The organism is Shinella sp. 1A1 (assembly GCF_055379515.1).
This window is the reverse complement of record NZ_AP039671.1, coordinates 393230-410817: the sequence shown is the minus strand read 5'-3', so window position 1 is coordinate 410817 and position 17588 is coordinate 393230. Positions and strand designations below refer to the sequence as shown.

The 17588-nt window shown below is 65.3% G+C and carries 16 protein-coding genes; 4 read left to right on the top strand and 12 right to left on the bottom strand.

Annotation, left to right across the window (positions count from 1 at the left end; genetic code table 11):
• Window positions 1–250: 250 nt before the first annotated feature.
• The 3 genes from fabA to fabI all read left to right on the top strand — a co-directional run bounded on the left by fabA (window position 251) and on the right by fabI (window position 2868).
• Complete coding sequence (gene fabA, locus ACZ48C_RS02100) at window positions 251–766, top strand: 3-hydroxyacyl-[acyl-carrier-protein] dehydratase FabA (protein WP_119257636.1); 516 nt, start codon at window positions 251–253, stop codon at window positions 764–766.
• 66 nt (window positions 767–832) lie between these two features.
• Complete coding sequence (gene fabB / locus ACZ48C_RS02095; RefSeq protein WP_464782054.1) at window positions 833–2056, top strand: beta-ketoacyl-ACP synthase I; 1224 nt, start codon at window positions 833–835, stop codon at window positions 2054–2056.
• Window positions 2057–2061: 5 nt separating this feature from the next.
• A complete protein-coding gene (gene fabI / locus ACZ48C_RS02090) occupies window positions 2062–2868 on the top strand; it encodes an enoyl-ACP reductase FabI (protein WP_464782053.1) in 807 nt (268 codons plus the stop codon).
• 46 nt (window positions 2869–2914) lie between these two features.
• Here fabI and ACZ48C_RS02085 read toward each other — a convergent pair whose 3' ends face one another.
• Window positions 2915–3514: a LysE family translocator gene (locus tag ACZ48C_RS02085; RefSeq protein ID WP_464782052.1), complete on the bottom strand. Its 600-nt coding sequence runs from the start codon at window positions 3512–3514 to the stop codon at window positions 2915–2917.
• 130 nt (window positions 3515–3644) lie between these two features.
• Between ACZ48C_RS02085 and ACZ48C_RS02080 the strand changes: the two genes are divergently transcribed.
• Window positions 3645–4103: an Lrp/AsnC family transcriptional regulator gene (locus ACZ48C_RS02080; protein WP_464782051.1), complete on the top strand. Its 459-nt coding sequence runs from the start codon at window positions 3645–3647 to the stop codon at window positions 4101–4103.
• Window positions 4104–4106: 3 nt separating this feature from the next.
• Here ACZ48C_RS02080 and ACZ48C_RS02075 read toward each other — a convergent pair whose 3' ends face one another.
• The 11 genes from ACZ48C_RS02075 to rimP form a co-directional block, all read right to left on the bottom strand.
• Complete coding sequence (locus tag ACZ48C_RS02075) at window positions 4107–5123, bottom strand: class I SAM-dependent methyltransferase (protein ID WP_464782050.1); 1017 nt, start codon at window positions 5121–5123, stop codon at window positions 4107–4109.
• Between the two features lie 88 nt (window positions 5124–5211).
• The gene (gene pnp, locus ACZ48C_RS02070) at window positions 5212–7353 is read right to left on the bottom strand and encodes a polyribonucleotide nucleotidyltransferase (RefSeq protein ID WP_464782049.1); all 2142 of its coding nucleotides are present in this window, start codon (window positions 7351–7353) and stop codon (window positions 5212–5214) included.
• A gap of 305 nt (window positions 7354–7658) precedes the next feature.
• Window positions 7659–7928, bottom strand: coding sequence for a 30S ribosomal protein S15 (gene rpsO, locus ACZ48C_RS02065; protein WP_119257629.1), 270 nt, complete (start codon window positions 7926–7928; stop codon window positions 7659–7661).
• A gap of 161 nt (window positions 7929–8089) precedes the next feature.
• Window positions 8090–8416 (bottom strand): SH3 domain-containing protein, encoded by a 327-nt coding sequence (locus tag ACZ48C_RS02060; RefSeq protein WP_464782048.1) that lies wholly within the window; start codon window positions 8414–8416, stop codon window positions 8090–8092.
• A 37-nt stretch (window positions 8417–8453) separates the two neighbouring features.
• A complete protein-coding gene (locus tag ACZ48C_RS02055; protein ID WP_464782762.1) occupies window positions 8454–10175 on the bottom strand; it encodes a sensor histidine kinase in 1722 nt (573 codons plus the stop codon).
• 151 nt (window positions 10176–10326) lie between these two features.
• Window positions 10327–11259, bottom strand: coding sequence for a tRNA pseudouridine(55) synthase TruB (truB, locus tag ACZ48C_RS02050; protein ID WP_464782047.1), 933 nt, complete (start codon window positions 11257–11259; stop codon window positions 10327–10329).
• 12 nt (window positions 11260–11271) lie between these two features.
• Complete coding sequence (rbfA, locus tag ACZ48C_RS02045; protein WP_119257772.1) at window positions 11272–11682, bottom strand: 30S ribosome-binding factor RbfA; 411 nt, start codon at window positions 11680–11682, stop codon at window positions 11272–11274.
• 72 nt (window positions 11683–11754) lie between these two features.
• Window positions 11755–14409, bottom strand: coding sequence for a translation initiation factor IF-2 (infB, locus tag ACZ48C_RS02040; RefSeq protein ID WP_464782046.1), 2655 nt, complete (start codon window positions 14407–14409; stop codon window positions 11755–11757).
• 103 nt (window positions 14410–14512) lie between these two features.
• Window positions 14513–15166 (bottom strand): RNA-binding protein, encoded by a 654-nt coding sequence (locus tag ACZ48C_RS02035; protein WP_119257625.1) that lies wholly within the window; start codon window positions 15164–15166, stop codon window positions 14513–14515.
• A 75-nt stretch (window positions 15167–15241) separates the two neighbouring features.
• Window positions 15242–16840, bottom strand: a complete 1599-nt coding sequence (nusA, locus tag ACZ48C_RS02030) for a transcription termination factor NusA (RefSeq protein WP_119257624.1) — start codon at window positions 16838–16840, stop codon at window positions 15242–15244.
• 115 nt (window positions 16841–16955) lie between these two features.
• Window positions 16956–17570 carry a ribosome maturation factor RimP gene (rimP, locus tag ACZ48C_RS02025; protein WP_119257623.1) on the bottom strand — a complete coding sequence of 205 codons (615 nt, stop codon included), beginning with the start codon at window positions 17568–17570 and terminating at the stop codon, window positions 16956–16958.
• Window positions 17571–17588 lie beyond the last annotated feature (18 nt).

Sequence of the window (17588 nt, the reverse complement as noted above, 5' to 3'; positions counted from 1 at the left end):
ACGCCCAATGGGCCAGGATTGCAGCGCCCGATGGGCGCGCAACATGCGGAAAACCGGGGCCTTGGCCCCGCCCAAGGCAATTTGCGCTGGCTGTCACCGCACGCATCATGTATGCGGACTGCTGAATTAACGTCTCGCCCAAAACGGGTGCGGCGACAAAACGGGAGGGATCGGGCGCTTTAAATTCCGCCTCGCCTCCTCTAAATCTAGCGCTGAACAAGCGTGTACAAGACCGGGGATGAGACATTCGATGACGACCAGGCAATCCAGCTACAACTATGAGGAAATCCTGTCCTGCGGCCGCGGCGAGCTTTTCGGCCCCGGCAACGCGCAGCTTCCTCTGCCGCCGATGCTGATGGTCCACCGCATCACCGACATTTCCGAGACGGGCGGCGCCTTCGACAAGGGCTATATCCGCGCCGAATACGACGTGAAGCCCGACGACTGGTACTTCCCCTGTCATTTCCAGGGCAACCCGATCATGCCCGGCTGCCTCGGCCTCGACGGCATGTGGCAGCTCACCGGCTTCTTCCTCGGCTGGCTCGGCGAGCCCGGCCGCGGCATGGCGCTCTCCACCGGCGAGGTGAAGTTCAAGGGCATGGTCCGGCCGGACACCAAGCTTCTGGAATACGGCATCGACTTCAAGCGCGTCATGCGCGGCCGCCTCGTGCTCGGCACGGCGGACGGCTGGCTGAAGGCCGATGGCGAGACCATCTATCAGGCAACCGACCTGCGCGTCGGCCTGTCGAAGGACAAGGAAGCCTGAGGCGGACAGCCTTTTGGGGGCGGTGCGCCGCCCCCGCCACGAGACGTTCAAGAAAAGGTCAGGAATATGAGACGGGTAGTTGTCACGGGTCTGGGGATCGTATCCTCCATCGGGAACAATGCTGACGAAGTGACGGCATCGCTGCGCGATGCACGCTCGGGCATCAGCTTCAGCCAGGACTTCGCTGACCACGGCTTCAAGTGCCAGGTCTGGGGTTCGCCGAACATCGACACAACCGACCTCGTCGACCGCCGCGCGGCCCGCTTCCTCTCACAGGGCGGTGCGTGGAACCACGTCGCGATGAAGCAGGCGATCGCCGATTCCGGCCTCGAAGAGTCCGAATACTCGGCCAATCCGCGCGCCGGCATCATCATGGGTTCGGGCGGTCCGTCCACCCGCACGCTGATCGAGGCGGCCGACATCACCATCAAGAACAATTCGCCCAAGCGCATCGGCCCGTTCGCCGTGCCGAAGGCGATGTCCTCGACGGCTTCGGCGACGCTCGCCACCTGGTTCAAGATCCACGGCGTCAACTATTCCATCTCGTCGGCCTGCTCGACCTCGGCGCACTGCATCGGCAATGCCGCCGAGATGATCCAGTGGGGCAAGCAGGACATCATGTTCGCCGGCGGCCACGAGGACCTCGACTGGACCATGTCGAACCTCTTCGACGCCATGGGCGCCATGTCCTCCAAGTACAACGACACGCCGTCCACCGCCTCGCGCGCCTATGACATCAGCCGAGACGGCTTCGTCATCGCCGGCGGCGCGGGCGTCCTCGTCCTCGAGGAACTGGAGCACGCCAAGGCCCGCGGCGCGAAGATCTATGCCGAGATCGTCGGCTACGGCGCGACCTCCGACGGCTACGACATGGTGGCCCCGTCAGGCGAAGGCGCAATGCGCTGCATGCGCCAGGCGCTTGCCACCGTGAAGGGCGATGTCGACTACATCAACACGCACGGCACCTCGACGCCCGTCGGCGACTCGAAGGAAATCGGCGCGATCCGCGAAGTCTTCGGCGACAAAATCCCGCACATCCAGTCGACCAAGTCGCTGACCGGCCATTCGCTCGGCGCTGCCGGCGTGCAGGAATCGATCTACGGCCTCCTGATGATGCAGGCCGGCTTTATCGGCGAAAGCGCGCATATCACCGAACTGGACCCGGAATTCGAAGGCGTTCCGATCGTGCGCAAGCGCATCGACAATGCCAAGATCGACACGGTTCTTTCCAACTCCTTCGGCTTCGGCGGCACGAACGCCACGCTGGTCTTCCAGCGTCACAACGGATGACACGCATGACGGGGATCATGAACGGCAAGCGCGGCCTCATCATGGGGGTCGCGAACAATCACTCCATCGCGTGGGGGATCGCGCAGAAACTGGCCGGCGCCGGCGCCGAACTCGCCTTCACCTACCAGGGTGAAGCGCTCGGCAAGCGCGTCAAGCCGCTCGCCGCCGAACTCGGTTCGGACTTCGTCATTCCCTGCGACGTCGAGGATATCGCCTCGGTGGACGCGACGATCGACGCGATCCGGGAAAAGTGGGGCAAGCTCGATTTCGTCGTGCACGCCATCGGCTTCTCCGACAAGAACGAGCTGAAGGGTCTTTACGCCGACACTTCGCGCGACAACTTCTCGCGCACCATGGTCATCTCCTGCTTCTCCTTCACGGAGATCGCCAAGCGCGCGGCGGACCTGATGACGGACGGCGGCGCGATGCTGACGCTGACCTATGGCGGCTCGGTGCGCGTCATGCCGAACTACAACGTCATGGGCGTCGCCAAGGCCGCACTGGAAGCCTCCGTGCGCTACCTTGCCGGCGACTACGGTCCGCAGGGCATCCGCGTCAACGCGATCTCGGCAGGCCCGATCCGCACGCTGGCCGGCGCCGGCATTTCGGACGCCCGCGCCATGCTCTCCTGGCAGCAGAAGAACGCCCCGCTCCGCCGCACCGTCACCATCGAGGATGTCGGCAATTCGGCGCTTTACCTGCTCTCGGACATGTCGAGCGGCGTTACCGGCGAAATCCACTATGTGGATGCCGGCTACAACATCACCTCCATGCCGACGCTGGAGCGGCTGGCGAAAGCGGACAGCGAATAAGACACACACGGCGCGAAGATCTCCTTCGCGCCGTTTTTCTTTGTGCTCAGTCGAACACGACCGGCACGAGCGACAGCACCAGCAGCAGCGCCATGGCTCTGTTGAACAGTCTCAGGCTGCGCTCCCCTGTCATGAAGCGCCCCGCACCGACGCCGATGCCGGCCCAGGCCAGTGTGCTCACCAGCGTCGCGCCGCCGAAGATGACGGCGAAAGCGGATGGGATCGCAAAGTCCCCGGCAACGCCTCCGCCATAAGTCACGACGGCGCCAGCGACCATCACCCAGAGCTTCGGATTGACGAGCTGCAGCAACGCGCCTTCGACGAAGGTGAACGGTCGCTGCCGGCTGCTCCCGGACGAGAGACCGACCGGAGCGGTCGCGATGCGCCAGGCGAGCCAGAGCAGATAGGCGATGCCGATCCATTTCAGCGCCAGATGCACGCGCGGGTTCGAGACAACCGCGCCGCCTGCCGCCGCCACAGTGAAGATGATGACCGCCACGCCGATGCCCATGCCTATTGCGACCGGGAGGGTGCGACGGAAGCCGTAGTTGGCGCCCGATGCCGTCACCATCGTATTGTTCGGCCCCGGCGTCCCCGCCATGGCGAAGGCAAAGCCAGATGCCGCCATTATCCAAGCCCAGTCCATCCTGCTCTCCTCACCCAGATATCGGCAGCCTATGCCGCCCCGTGCGCAACGGGGTTGCGAAGATGCCAGCAATGGAGAAGAATTTGGCATTCCATGCCGCTGGATGGCTTGAACGTTTGTGAGGATTTCAATGCAGCTCGACGATATCGACCGCCGTATCCTGCGCGAGCTGCAACAGGATGGCCGCCTGCAGAATGTCGAGCTCGCAAGGCGGGTCGGCCTGTCGCCCTCCCCTTGCCTTCGAAGAGTGAAGCTATTGGAGGAAGCCGGCATCATCGACCGCTATATCGCGGTGGTGGATCAGGCCAAGGTGGGGCTGCAGCTTTCCATGTTCGCGCGCATCTCCCTGACGGCGCAGGATGCCGAGACCATCGACCATTTCATCGCCGCCATGAAGCGGCTGCCGGAGGTAGTGGAGTGCTATATCATGCTCGGCGAGAGCGACGCGCTGCTGCGCGTCGTCGTCTCGGATCTGGAAGACTATCGCCGCTTCCAGTCGACGCATCTCACCCGCAGGAACGGCATCCAGACCGTCAAGACGGATGTGCCGAGCGAAACGGTCAAGCAGAGCTTCGCGCTGCCTTTGTAGGGCTCAGCGCTTGCCCCACAGCACCTTGAAGCGGGCGTTGCGGCAAAGCTCGCCGCTTTCCTTGAAAGCTTCCTTCAGCACCGGCTCATAGGGCAGGCCGCGATTGGCCACCATCAGCAGGCGACCACCGATCTTCAGCGACTTCGCCGCCATGCGGATCATGCCAGCGCCGAGCGAATGGTCGGCGGCATGGCCTTCGTGGAAGGGCGGGTTCATGACGATGAGATCGTAGTGGTCGCGCGGCGTTTCCGCCGTCAAGTCGAACCAGTAGAAGCGCGCCGGGATGTTCGGGCAGTTCTCCGCCATGTTCTCCTTGGCGGCTTCCAGCGCCTCGTAATGCGCCTCGAAAACGTCGATGCCCTTCGCGTGCGGCGCGCGGCCGCCGAGCATGACGGAGAGATAGCCCCAGCCCGCGCCGAAATCGGCGGCGTGGCCGTTGAAATCCTCCGGGATGCGCGTGGCGAGCAGTTCGGAGCCGTCGTCGATACGGTCATGCGAGAACATGCCGGGCGCCGCGGTGAAGCGGCCAGCGATGCGCACCGGCTTGGCCGCGAGCTTGGAGATTGCCTCCGCCGGATCTTCCGGCCGGGCAAACCAGATGGCGAGGCCGTGGTATTTCGGCATGGAGTCACCCGTCAGGCCGAGCTGGTCGAGACGCTTGCGCATGGACTGCACGCCGTCTTCCTTGCCGCCGGCAACGACGATCAGGCCGCCCGTGCGCACGCGGCGCAGGGCTTCGGCGATGCGGTTTTCGTTCTCGCCCTTGTGCTTGGTCATCAGGATGAGCGCGCCGTCGAAATCCTCGCCCTCGATGACGGGCTTGACCGGTGCGCGCACGGCTTCCAGCCCGCGATAGAGCGAGCGCAGCGGCTGCACCGCCTCCAGAGACGCACCGAAGCCTTCCGGCGGGCGCTGGCCGGCTTCCGCGCCGAGGAAGAGGTAGCGTTCCCCCTCACCCGGCAGGCCGAGCGTGCCGGAGGCGAAGGGATGGAACAGGGTTTTCAGGGCGTCGCGGGTCATGGTCGGCTTTCGGCGGATGAGTGGTCTATGAAAAGAAAAGGGGCGCGGAACGTGCCGCTCCGCGCCCCCTTCATGCATTGTTGTCCGATTACTCGGCGGCTTCGCCGTCGCCCTTCTTGTCGGCGGCGATTTCCTTGCCGGTCGCCTGGTCGACGACCTTCATGGAGAGGCGAACCTTGCCGCGCTCGTCGAAGCCCATCAGCTTGACCCAGACCTTGTCGCCTTCCTTGACGACGTCGGAGGTCTTGGCAACGCGCTCCTGAGCGAGCTGCGAGATGTGCACGAGGCCGTCGCGCGGGCCGAAGAAGTTGACGAAAGCGCCGAAGTCGGCGGTCTTCACGACCGTGCCTTCGTAGATCATGCCGACTTCCGGTTCCGCGACGATGGAGTGGATCCACTTGCGGGCCGCTTCGATCTCCTTGCCGGACGAGGACGCGATCTTGATCGTGCCGTCGTCTTCGATGTTGATCTTGGCGCCGGTCTTTTCGACGATTTCGCGGATGACCTTGCCGCCCGTGCCGATGACTTCACGGATCTTGTCGACCGGGATGTTCATGACTTCGATGCGCGGTGCGAATTCGCCGAGCTGGCTGCGGCCTTCGGAGATGGCGTGGGCCATTTCGCCGAGGATGTGCTTGCGGCCGCCCTGCGCCTGGCTGAGCGCGACCTTCATGATCTCTTCGGTGATACCGGCGATCTTGATGTCCATCTGCAGCGAGGTGATGCCGTCGGCGGTGCCGGCGACCTTGAAGTCCATGTCGCCGAGGTGGTCTTCGTCGCCCAGGATGTCGGAGAGAACCGCATAGCGGTCGCCTTCAAGGATGAGGCCCATGGCGATACCGGCAACCGGCTTTGCCAGCGGAACGCCGGCGTCCATCAGAGCGAGCGAGGTGCCGCAGACGGTGGCCATCGAGGACGAGCCATTCGACTCGGTGATCTCGGAGACGACTCGCAGCGTGTAGGGGAACTGTTCCGCCGTCGGCAGCATCGGGCGGATAGCGCGCCAGGCGAGCTTGCCGTGGCCGATTTCGCGGCGGCCCGGGGAGCCCATGCGGCCCGTTTCACCGACCGAGTAGGGCGGGAAGTTGTAGTGCAGCAGGAAGCGTTCCTTGTACATGCCGGTCAGGCTGTCGACATACTGCTCGTCTTCGCCGGTGCCGAGCGTGGCAACGACCACGGCCTGGGTTTCACCGCGGGTGAAGAGAGCCGAGCCGTGCGTGCGCGGCAGGATACCGACTTCCGAAACGATGGCGCGAACGGTTTCGAGGTCGCGGCCGTCGATGCGGCTCTTGGTGTCGAGGATGTTCCAGCGGACGATCTTGGCCTGCAGGTGCTTGAAGACGGCGCCGATGACTTCTGCGGTGTACTTCGGCTCGACGCCTTCCGGCAGGAAGTGTGCCTTCACCTTGGCCTTGACGGCGTCGACGGCGGCGTAGCGATCAGCCTTCTGGGTGATCTTGTAGGCGGCGCGCAGTTCGGTTTCGGCAAGGCCGAGCATTTCGGCTTCGAGTTCGGAATAGTCTTCCGGCTGGAAGTCGCGCGGTTCCTTGGCAGCCACTTCAGCGAGCTTGATGATCGCGTCGATGACCGGCTGGAAGCCCTTGTGGCCGAACATGACGGCGCCGAGCATGACGTCTTCGTTCAGTTCCTTGGCTTCGGATTCGACCATCAGGACGGCGTCCTGCGTGCCGGCGACGACGAGGTCGAGAACCGACTCGTCCATCTCGTCGAGATGCGGGTTCAGGACGTATTCGCCGTTGATGTAGCCAACGCGAGCGGCGCCGACCGGGCCCATGAAGGGAACGCCGGAGATCGTCAGCGCGGCGGAAGCGGCAACCATCGACAGGACGTCGGGATCGTTCTCGAGGTCATGCTGGACGACCGTGACGACGACCTGCGTGTCGTTCTTGTAGCCTTCCGGGAAGAGCGGGCGGATCGGACGGTCGATCAGGCGGGAAACCAGCGTTTCCTTTTCCGACGGACGGCCTTCACGCTTGAAGTAGCCACCCGGAATCTTGCCGGCGGCATAGGTCTTTTCCTGGTAGTTGACCGTCAGCGGGAAGAAATCCTGGCCCGGCTTCGGCGCCTTGGCGGAAACGACGGTGGCGAGAACGACGGTTTCGCCGTAGGTCGCGAGAACCGCGCCGTCAGCCTGACGGGCGATCTTGCCGGTTTCCAGCTTGAGCGGGCGGCCGGCCCACTCGATTTCAACCGTATGGGTATCGAACATGTCTTGTCCTTCTTGACGGATACGCGCACCGCCGCCCGAAAAGGCGCAGGTGGTCTATCCGTGTTCGTGACGCATCATGGGCAAGACAGCGGGAGGCTTCCGTGGTGGCGCTGCGCGCCCGAAGCATCCTGCAATCCTGCCCCATGACAGGCCATCGGTTGGTTCCGCAGGACCGGCCCATCCGGCCTGCTGGAGAATCCCGTTCCGCGAGGCGGCCGCAGCCGGCACTGACGAAGCGGTACGGCGGAAATTTCTTCCGCAAAAGAAAGCGGCGGGCGTTCACGAGGAACGCCCGCCGAAATTGCTTAGCGGCGAATACCGAGGGCAGCAATCAGCTTGCTGTAACGGGCTTCGTCCTTCTTCTTGAGGTAGTCAAGAAGCGAGCGGCGGCTGGAAACCAGCGTCAGAAGGCCACGACGGGAGTGGTTGTCCTTCTTGTGGTCCTTGAAGTGGCCGGTCAGGTTGTTGATACGCTCGGTCAGGATCGCGACCTGTACTTCCGGAGAACCGGTGTCGCCTTCCTTGGTGGCGTATTCCTTGATCAGCGCAGCCTTGCGCTCAGCAGTGATCGACATCGTATGTCCTTTCATGAATGGGAACAAAGGTCGCCAAAAGCCGGGATGTCGTCCAGCGATGGCCGTGAAGGCAAGCGGGCAGGCCCGCATTGCTGGCGGTGCCTATAAACCATTAGCGGGCGAAATGGAAGGGGCCGCGATCAACCGCCGCCCGGCGCCCGTCAGAAGCGGCTGGCCGGCTGGCCCGGCGCCAGATCGGGCGCATCGCCGCCCTTCGGGCAGACGACATAGGCGCCGAAGACCCAGCCGAGCCGCTCGCCCCCGCGCGAGACGAAAAGCCAGCGCTTGGCGCCGATCCTCGTTTCCTCGATCACCTCCAGCCGCGTGCCGTTCCGCAGCGTCGTCAGGATCGGCCCGTTCGGCGCGGAGCGGACATTGAGCGGCGTGCCGGTCGGATCGTCGACCACGCATTCGCTGGCGGCAAGGGCGGGCGTTACGGCGGCCACGAGTATGGCGGCGGCGGTGGCCGCCCGCAGGAGAGGCGTCATGGCGTGAACCCCGGCAGGGAGGAAGGACCAACTTTCGTCATTCGGAGGAACCCGGCTGGTGAGCCTCCTCGTCGCGCAGGCGGGCGAGCGGGATCGTCACCCGCCATTCGATGCCGTCGTCATGCACGATGAATTCCAGCGTCGCGTCGAGCGCCATGCCGAGCATGCGCTCCAGAACCACGCTGCCGAAGCCCTTGCGGCTGTCCGCTATGGCCTGCTTGTCGATCGTCGCGCGGCTTTCGAGCCAGACGAGGTCGAGGTTCTCGCCGGCCGTCACCCAGCTCAGCGAGACGATGCCGGTGTCGTTGGCAAGCGCGCCGTATTTGGTGGCATTGGTCGACAGCTCGTGCAGCGCCATGCCGAGTGTCTGGGAGGCCTGCGGATCGAGCAGCACGGCGGGGCCGGCGATGCGCACCCGGCTCGTATCGTCGGGCGTGAAGGGCTTGAGCTGGTTGCGGGCCAGTTCGGCGAGGTTCACGCCCTGCGTCGCATTGGCGATCATCAGGTCGGTCGAGCGGGCAAGGCCCGAAACGCGCCGGCGGAAGGTCTCGGCGAAGTCGCCGGCATTCTCCGCGCCCGCCACCGACTGGTTCAGCATGGCCTGGATGACGGTGAGCTGGTTTTTCGAGCGGTGGGCGACTTCGCGCATCAGGAAGCGCACCTCGTTTTCCGACTTCACGCGGGCATCGGCCGCCTCGGCGAGCGCGCGGGAGACCGTCTCCAGCTCGGAGATCGCATAGCGGCGCGAGGCGACGCGCTCGCCGCGGCCAAGCCGGCGCGCGTCATGCGCCAGCAGCCGCACGTCGCGCGATAGGACGCGCGCGATGCCGACGGCGCCCGCCGCCGCCAGCGCCGCGAAGACCGCCCCGCCGATGGTAAGCCAGAGGAAGGAGGAGACCGCGGGCGCCTGCACATCGGAAGATTTCGCCCAGGCGATCATCCGCCAGCCGGCCAGCGAGGAGAATTCGGTGACGACCTGGTAGTTGACATCGTCCTGGCGCATCGTGCTGACGCCGAGGCGAAGCGAGGGCACGACACGCAGGAAGAACGGCTGACCCGCCTTCTGCTTCTCGTCCGTCGAGACGATGACCTTGCCCTCGGTATCGAGCACCGCCGCATTCCAGCCGGGCGAGAGGATATCCGGATTGACCGCGCGCCGCAGCGCTTCGGCATTCTTCGTCAGCGTCAGCAACACCTGCTGGCCGTTGTGAAGGCGCATCGGCTGGTAGACGTTGAAGACCCATTGCTGGGCGGTCTTGCCGAAGAAGAGGTCGGAGACCATGCGCTCGCCGCGCGACAGCGCGAGCCCCGCCGAAACCGGCTCCGATGCCGCGCTCAGCGCCGTGCCGTAGGGCACGCGCGTGTTGAGGATCTGGTGCATCGTCGGGTCGATGAGGATGAAATAGATGTCGGTGCCTTCGAGCGCCTTGCTCGCCTGCCTGTGCAGGGCGGCGTAGTCGCCCTTCTGCAGGCTGTCCGTCGTCGAGAGAAAATTCAGCGTCGAGAACATGCCGGAGATCTCGCGCTCGACGGCGCGGTTCACGGCGCTCGTCGAGGTGCGCAGCAGCGATTCGAAGATGCGCTCCTGCGCCTCGTTGGTGCGCTTGAGGACGATGATCGAAAACAGGAAGGCCGGAATGACGGCGACGAGGATGAGGCAGACGAGATAGAAGGCGACCGGGTGATGCATGCGCCTGCGGGCCTCGCCAGCGCCGCTCTCCACATTTCCGGCGGATACCGTTCGGTCGTTCGGCGTCATCGTCAACGGCCAGCCCCTTCACCCCTCGCCTGCGAGCCGGCCCGGCGGCCAAGCGCCGCCGCGCCCGTCCTAGAACGGACCTCGCCGGCCCATAAAGCCAATAGCTTGTGGTGAAATCAAGTCGGAGGCGTTTCGTTCCGCCCCCCGATTATTAGCCTGCGAAAACCCGCTTGGGACGGAACTCGCCGCCGCCGATCTCGCCGATGGCGATCAGCTTTCCGCGCGCCGTGGCATAGGCCTCGTCCGCCGAAACGGGCGCATCGCGGCCGCGAACGATGATCGGGTTGCCCATGCGAAGACGGTGCGCCTGGTCGTCGTTGACGACGATCTGCGGCAGGCTCGACAGGGCCTCGCCGGTATCGATGAGGAAGGCGTCGAGCGCCGCAAGCCGTTCTGCGTCGTCCTCGATCTTCTCCAGTGCCGTCAGGTCCGCCAGCGGCACCATGTCGTCCTCGCCGAAGGGGGCGACGAAGGTGCGACGCAGCGCCGAGATATGGCCGTAGCAGCCGAGCTGGCGGCCGAAGTCACGGGCGAGCGCGCGCACATAGGTTCCCTTGCCGCATTCGACCTCGAAGGCGGCCGTATTTTCGTCCGATCCGATCAGCGTCAGGCGGTGAATCTCCACCTCGCGGGAGGGGATATCGACCGTCTCGCCTTCGCGGGCGAGGTCATAGGCGCGCTCCCCGTCGATCTTGATGGCGGAGAACTGCGGGGGAACCTGCCGGATGACGCCGGTATAGTCGCCGAGGATCGCGGTGATCTCGTCGGCGGTCGGGCGCTTGCCGGATGTCTCAGTCACCTCGCCCTCAAGGTCGTCCGTCGTGCGCTCCTCGCCCCAGGTCACCGTGAATTCGTAGATCTTGCGGCCGTCCATGACATAGGGAACGGTCTTGGTGGCGTCGCCCAGCGCGATCGGCAGCATGCCCGAGGCGAGCGGATCGAGCGTGCCGGCATGGCCGGCCTTCTGCGCCTTGAACAGCCACTTGATCTTGGAGACGGCCTCGGTCGAGCCGAAGTCGAACGGCTTGTCGAGGATCAGCCAGCCGGAAACCGGCCGGCCCTTGGGTTTGCGGGGTCTGGACATCTGTATCCTGGATTATTGATCGTCGTCGCCGTCTTCGGCGTCAAGATCGCGGGCGACTTCCGGCGAACGCAGGAGGTCGTCGATCTTCTTGTAATTGTCGAAGCTGGTATCGTCGCGGAAGCGCACGTCCGGCATGTACTTCATCTGGCGAAGCTGCGGGCCGAGACGGCCGCGGATGAACTTCGCATTGCGGTTCAGCGCCTCGATCACCGCCTCGTGGTCCTTCACGCCGAGCGGCGTGACATAGGCGGTCGCGTGCTTCAGGTCGGGCGACATGCGCACTTCCGAGATGGAGATCACGGTCTTCTCCAACAGCGGATCGCGCACTTCGCCGCGCTGGAGCACCTGGGTGATCGCCGCGCGCACCTGCTCGCCCACGCGCAGCATGCGTTGCGACGGCGCCGAGGATGTTGCTCTGGTCATGGTGGTCACCTTCAAAAAAATGCGAGCGCCGAAAATGTCCGGCGCCCGCATGATGATCTGATCGCCGGCAGCTTACAGCGTGCGCGTGACGTGCTCCACGCGGAAGCATTCGATCTGGTCGCCGACGCGGATGTCTTCGTAGTTCTCGAAGGCCATGCCGCATTCCTGGCCGACATTGACTTCCGAGACCTCGTCCTTGAAGCGCTTGAGCGTCTTGAGCTTGCCTTCGTGGATGACGACGTTGTCGCGCACGAGGCGGACGCCCGAACCACGCTCGACCTTGCCTTCCGTGACGCGGCAACCCGCGACCTTGCCGATCTTCGTGATGTTGAACACCTCGAGGATCTCGGCGTAGCCGAGGAAGGTTTCGCGGCGCTCCGGCGACAGGAGACCCGACATCGCCGCCTTCACGTCATCCACCAGGTCGTAGATGATGTTGTAGTAGCGGATCTCGATGCCCTGGCGCTCGGCAAGCGAGCGGGCCTGCGCATTCGCACGGACGTTGAAGCCGATGATGGCGGCGTTGGACGCTTCGGCGAGCGAAATGTCCGACTCGGTGATGGCGCCGGCGCCGGAATGGACGATGCGGACCCGCACCTCGTCCGTGCCGAGCTTGTCGAGCGCGCCGGCAATGGCTTCGATGGAGCCCTGCACGTCGCCCTTGATGAGCAGCGGGAATTCCTTGAGGCCGGAATTCTGGAGCTGGTTCATCATCTGCTCGAGCGAGCCGCGCGAACCCGTCTGGCGCGCCACCTGCTTTTCGCGGGCGAGGCGCTGGCGGTATTCGGAGATCTCGCGGGCACGGCCTTCGTTCTCGACGACCGCGAACTTGTCGCCCGCAGCCGGCGTGCCGGAAAGACCGAGAACCTCGACCGGCATGGAGGGGCCGGCGTCCTTGACGTGTTCGCCCTTGTCGTTGACCAGCGCGCGCACACGGCCCCACTGGTCGCCGGCGACGATGATCTGGCCCGGCTTGAGCGTACCCGTCTGGACGAGAACCGTCGCCACGGAGCCACGGCCGCGGTCGAGCTGGGCTTCGACGACGACGCCCTCCGCCGTGCGGTTCGGGTTCGCCTTGAGATCGAGGATTTCGGCCTGCAGCAGGATGGCTTCGAGCAGCTTGTCGAGGTTCGTGCCGTTCTTGGCCGACACTTCCACGTCGAGCGTCTCGCCGCCCATGGATTCGACGAAGACCTCGTGCTGGAGGAGCTGCGTGCGAACGCGCTGGACGTCCGCCGTCGGCTTGTCGACCTTGTTGATCGCCACGATGATCGGAACACCAGCCGCCTTGGCGTGGTTGATGGACTCGATCGTCTGCGGCATCACGCTGTCGTCGGCCGCCACCACGAGGATCGCGATGTCGGTCGCCTGCGCGCCGCGGGCACGCATGGCGGTGAAGGCGGCGTGGCCGGGCGTATCGATGAAGGTGATCTTGTGACCGTCCTGCTCGACCTGGTAGGCGCCGATATGCTGCGTGATGCCACCGGCTTCACCGGCAACCACGTTGGCGTGGCGGATGGCGTCGAGCAGCGAGGTCTTGCCGTGGTCGACGTGGCCCATGATGGTCACGATCGGCGGGCGGGATTCCAGATCGCCTTCTTCGTCGGCGACGTTGAAGATGCCTTCTTCTACGTCGGATTCCGAGACGCGCTTGACCGTGTGGCCGAATTCGCCGGCGATGAGTTCAGCCAGGTCGGCGTCGATCAGATCGCCGGGCTTCATCATCTGGCCTTCCTTCATCAGGTACTTGATGACGTCGACGGCGCGTTCGGACATGCGCTGCGACAGTTCCTGGATGGTGATGGTTTCCGGAAGGATGACTTCGCGCATGACCTTTTCGCGGGTCTCCTGCATCTGGCTGCGCTTGAACTTCTCCTGGCGGCGGCGCATGGCCGACAGCGAACGACCGCGCTGCGCGCCGTCCTCGTCGCTCGACGCGGTGGTCAGCGTCAGCTTGCCCTGGCGGCGGCCGTCGTCGGCCTTCGGACGGGCCGGGACCTTTGCCGGCTCCGGGCGCTTGACGGCGCCGCGGTTGGCAGGCGCGCCACCGCGCGGACGCTTGTCATCGTCCTCATCGGCTTCGCGGCGGCCACGGCCGGCGAGCGGGGTTGCGGCAGGCGCCGGGACCGGCGTGCGGCCGGGCTGCGGGCGGGCCTCCGTGGCAGCGGCGGGCTTTGCCACCGGCTGCGGGACAACCTCTTCCGCGGCGACAGGCGCCGGTGCGGCGGCCTCGGCGGCGCGGCGCTCGGCCTCTTCCTTCTCGCGGATGATGCGGGCTTCTTCCTCGGCCTTCTGACGGGCTTCCTCTTCCACCTTGCGGCGGGCCTCGTCCTCGGCGCGCTGGCGCGCTTCGGCGGCGTCGCGGATCTGCGCTTCTGCAAGCGCGCGGCGACGGGCCTCGACCTCATCGGGCGAAAGCTGGTTCAGCACGACGCCGACGCGCGGGCGGCTCTGCTCGGCCTGCGGCTGGTGGGCCGGGCGCGAGGGCTGCTGCACGGGACGCGACTGCTGCGGCTCGGGCTGGCGCTGCACCGGCGCGACCGGGGTCACGGGACGCTCGTCTTCCGGGCGGTTGATGCGGCGCTTGCGGGTCTCGACCACAACGGCCTTCGTGCGGCCACGACCCATGTCCTGGCGCACGGTGCCCTGCTGGACGCCGGAAGGCTTCAGGCTCAGGGTCTTCTTGCCCGCCACGCTGATCGTCTTGTCGTCTTTGTTGTCGGTCATTCCGTTCCGTTCCTAAGATCAGGGCCGGATGCGTATCACCAGACCCTGTCGTTCAATTGTTTTCGTCCAATGCGATAGCGGCCGGCGAAAGCCGGTGACCGCGTCATTGGTTTGGCTGGCCAGCGCCGCCATGTGCCCCCACCCGGGCGCCGCCCCGGTATTTTTCGAGCATGATTGCGCGCTTCACTACACCCTCACCCGCCTGCCCTGCAAGCGCTGCGGCATGGATAAAAGCATTCTGGCCCAAAAGGCCCTCCAATTCGCCCTCGGAGAAGAGCCTGAAGGAGGGTATTTCCGTTTCGTCCTCGGTGAGGAAGCTTGCAGCCTTCCTCGCCTGGTCTATCTTTCTCACGCCGTCCTCTGCCGCGTCCGTCGAATGGAACACCGCAAGGGCGGCCAAAGAGCGCACCGCCTGGTCGACCTTCGTCGAGCCGGTGATGAACTGGCCGGCCTTGCGCGCCATGTTCATCATGCCGCCGAGCTGGGCCGCGATAAGCCGGTCCACATCGGCCCCGAGCTCCGGGCCCGCCTTGGCGTCCGCCCTCAGCGCACGCGCGAAAAGCTTCCTGGCGACCGCCTTGTCGACGATCGCCCGTTCGGCTTTCACCCAGCATCCACGTCCGGGGAGTTCACGCTTGAGGTCCGGCACGACGCTGCCGTCGGGACCTGCGACGAAGCGGATGAGGTCATCCGCATCGCCGCTTTCGCGCGTCACGATGCACATGCGGTCGTTCACGCCGTCGTCCTTCTTGCCCATATAGGTTTCCGCTCTTGCCAACGCAAACCGCTGTGCAACGTGGCCAACGGCATGTCGAACCGCGCGGGACGCCGGTCAGGCGTCCTGCTCGGCGCCTTCCACGGCCTCTTCCTCGGTGGCGAGGTCCTCTTCCGTGATCCAGCCGGCCGCAAGGCGGGCCTGCACGATCATGGCCTCGGCCTCGGCGCGGGAGACCTCGAACTTCGAGAAGAGACCCTCGAACTTCTTCGTCTCGCCGTCCTTGCGTTCGGTCCAGCCGACGAGGTCGTCGGCGGCGCAGCCGGCGAAGTCCTCGATCGTCTTGATGCCGTCCTCGCCGAGGGCGACGAGCATCTGGCCCGTCATGCCGTCGATCTGGCGCAGCTCGTCGGCGACGCCGAGTTCCTTACGCTTGGCATCCATCTCGGCCTCGATGCGCTCGAGATATTCGCGGGCGCGGGTCTGGATTTCCTGGGCCGTGTCTTCGTCGAAGCCGTCGATGGAGGCGATTTCGTCGAGATCGACATAGGCAAGCTCTTCAACGGCGGCGAAGCCTTCCGAAGCCAGAACCTGACCGACCATCTCGTCGACGTCGAGCGATTCCATGAAGAGGTTGGTGCGCTCGTTGAATTCCTTCTGGCGGCGCTCGGACTCTTCGGCTTCCGTCAGGATGTCGATATCCCAGCCGGTGAGCTGCGAGGCGAGGCGCACGTTCTGGCCGCGACGGCCGATGGCGAGCGAGAGCTGCTCGTCCGGAACGACCACTTCGATGCGCTCGGCATCCTCGTCCAGAACGACCTTGGCGACTTCCGCCGGCTGCAGGGCGTTGACGATGAAGGAGGCCGGGTCCTGCGACCACGGAATGATGTCGATCTTCTCGCCCTGCAGTTCGCCGACGACGGCCTGGACGCGCGAGCCGCGCATACCGACGCAGGCGCCGACCGGATCGATCGACGAGTCGTTCGAGATGACGGCGATCTTGGCGCGCGAGCCCGGATCGCGGGCGACCGACTTGATCTGGATGATGCCGTCGTAGATTTCCGGCACTTCCATGGTGAAGAGCTTCACCATGAACTGCGGATGGGTACGCGACAGGAAGATCTGCGGGCCGCGCTGCTCGCGGCGCACGTCGTAGACATAGGCGCGGACGCGGTCGCCGTAGCGCATGTTCTCGCGCGGGATCATCTCGTCGCGGCGGATGATGCCTTCGCCGCGGCCGAGGTCGACGATGACGTTGCCGTATTCGACACGCTTGACCGTGCCGTTGACGATCTCGCCGATGCGGTCCTTGTATTCGTCGTACTGGCGGTCACGCTCGGCTTCGCGCACCTTCTGCACGATGACCTGCTTGGCCGACTGGGCGGCGATGCGGCCGAAATCCATCGGCGGCAGCGGGTCGGCGATGAAGTCGCCGAGCTTGGCGTCCGGGTTGCGGTCGCGCGCCAGTTCCAGCGGGATCTGGGTCGAGTAATCTTCGGCGTGCTCGACGACTTCCAGCAGGCGCTGGAGGCGGATTTCGCCGGTCTTGGAATTGATGTCGGCGCGGATGTTGGATTCCGTGCCGTAACGCGAGCGGGCCGCCTTCTGGATGGCGTCGGCCATCGCGGCAAGCACGATCTCGCGGTCGATGACCTTTTCACGGGCCACGGCATCCGCGATCTGCAGAAGCTCAAGCCGGTTCGCACTGACTGCCATTGTCTCAGGTCTCCATGGTCTCGAGCCGGGGCCTTGCCGCCGGCATCTATGGGGCGGCGCGCCGCTCCGGTTCCGTCCTCTCCGCTCCGCCGCAAGGGCGGAACGCACTCACAAACTATTCTTCGTCGTCGCCGTCTTCGTCGTTCTGGTTGGCGGCCTGCGCCGCCTTCGCCTTCTTGTCGGCGGCCAGCGCGTCGCGGATCAGCTCGTCGGTCAGGATCAGCCGGCCCTCGGCAAGCGCCGTGAAGGGGATGACGACCGTCGGCTCGTCGCCGGCGGCGGGCTGGTCGCGTTCCAGCGTGAAACCGTTCTCGTCGGTCGCGACGATCTTGCCGCGGAAGCGCTTGCGCCCGTCGACGAGGATCGACGTCTCGCATTTCAGCAGGTGGCCGAGCCACCGCGAAAAGTCCGACTTGCGGACCATCGGCCGGTCGATGCCGGGCGACGACACTTCCAGATGATACGCCTTGTCGATCGGATCCTCAACGTCGAGCACCGGCGAGACGGCCATGGAGACCTGCTCGCAGTCCTCCACGGTCATCGTGCCGTCCGGGCGCTCGCACATGATCTGCAGCGTCGCGCCGTTCTGCGCGGAAAGCCGGACCCGCACGAGGCGGTAGCCGATCTGCTCGATGGTCGGCTCGATGATGTCGGCAACGCGCCGGTCGAGGCCGGTCTCGACGACGAGCCGCGGCTCGGCGGCGATTTCTGTCTGGGTCGTGTCGGTCATGACATGCCCTCCCGGGAA

Bases quoted from the DNA above. Each gene is read 5' to 3' on its own strand.
- fabA (WP_119257636.1), top strand. From the start codon at position 251: ATGACGACCAGGCAATCCAGCTACAACTATGAGGAAATCCTGTCCTGC.
- fabB (WP_464782054.1), top strand. From the start codon at position 833: ATGAGACGGGTAGTTGTCACGGGTCTGGGGATCGTATCCTCCATCGGG.
- fabI (WP_464782053.1), top strand. From the start codon at position 2,062: ATGACGGGGATCATGAACGGCAAGCGCGGCCTCATCATGGGGGTCGCG.
- ACZ48C_RS02085 (WP_464782052.1), bottom strand. From the start codon at position 3,514: ATGGACTGGGCTTGGATAATGGCGGCATCTGGCTTTGCCTTCGCCATG.
- ACZ48C_RS02080 (WP_464782051.1), top strand. From the start codon at position 3,645: ATGCAGCTCGACGATATCGACCGCCGTATCCTGCGCGAGCTGCAACAG.
- ACZ48C_RS02075 (WP_464782050.1), bottom strand. From the start codon at position 5,123: ATGACCCGCGACGCCCTGAAAACCCTGTTCCATCCCTTCGCCTCCGGC.
- pnp (WP_464782049.1), bottom strand. From the start codon at position 7,353: ATGTTCGATACCCATACGGTTGAAATCGAGTGGGCCGGCCGCCCGCTC.
- rpsO (WP_119257629.1), bottom strand. From the start codon at position 7,928: ATGTCGATCACTGCTGAGCGCAAGGCTGCGCTGATCAAGGAATACGCC.
- ACZ48C_RS02060 (WP_464782048.1), bottom strand. From the start codon at position 8,416: ATGACGCCTCTCCTGCGGGCGGCCACCGCCGCCGCCATACTCGTGGCC.
- ACZ48C_RS02055 (WP_464782762.1), bottom strand. From the start codon at position 10,175: ATGACGCCGAACGACCGAACGGTATCCGCCGGAAATGTGGAGAGCGGC.
- truB (WP_464782047.1), bottom strand. From the start codon at position 11,259: ATGTCCAGACCCCGCAAACCCAAGGGCCGGCCGGTTTCCGGCTGGCTG.
- rbfA (WP_119257772.1), bottom strand. From the start codon at position 11,682: ATGACCAGAGCAACATCCTCGGCGCCGTCGCAACGCATGCTGCGCGTG.
- infB (WP_464782046.1), bottom strand. From the start codon at position 14,409: ATGACCGACAACAAAGACGACAAGACGATCAGCGTGGCGGGCAAGAAG.
- ACZ48C_RS02035 (WP_119257625.1), bottom strand. From the start codon at position 15,166: ATGGGCAAGAAGGACGACGGCGTGAACGACCGCATGTGCATCGTGACG.
- nusA (WP_119257624.1), bottom strand. From the start codon at position 16,840: ATGGCAGTCAGTGCGAACCGGCTTGAGCTTCTGCAGATCGCGGATGCC.
- rimP (WP_119257623.1), bottom strand. From the start codon at position 17,570: ATGACCGACACGACCCAGACAGAAATCGCCGCCGAGCCGCGGCTCGTC.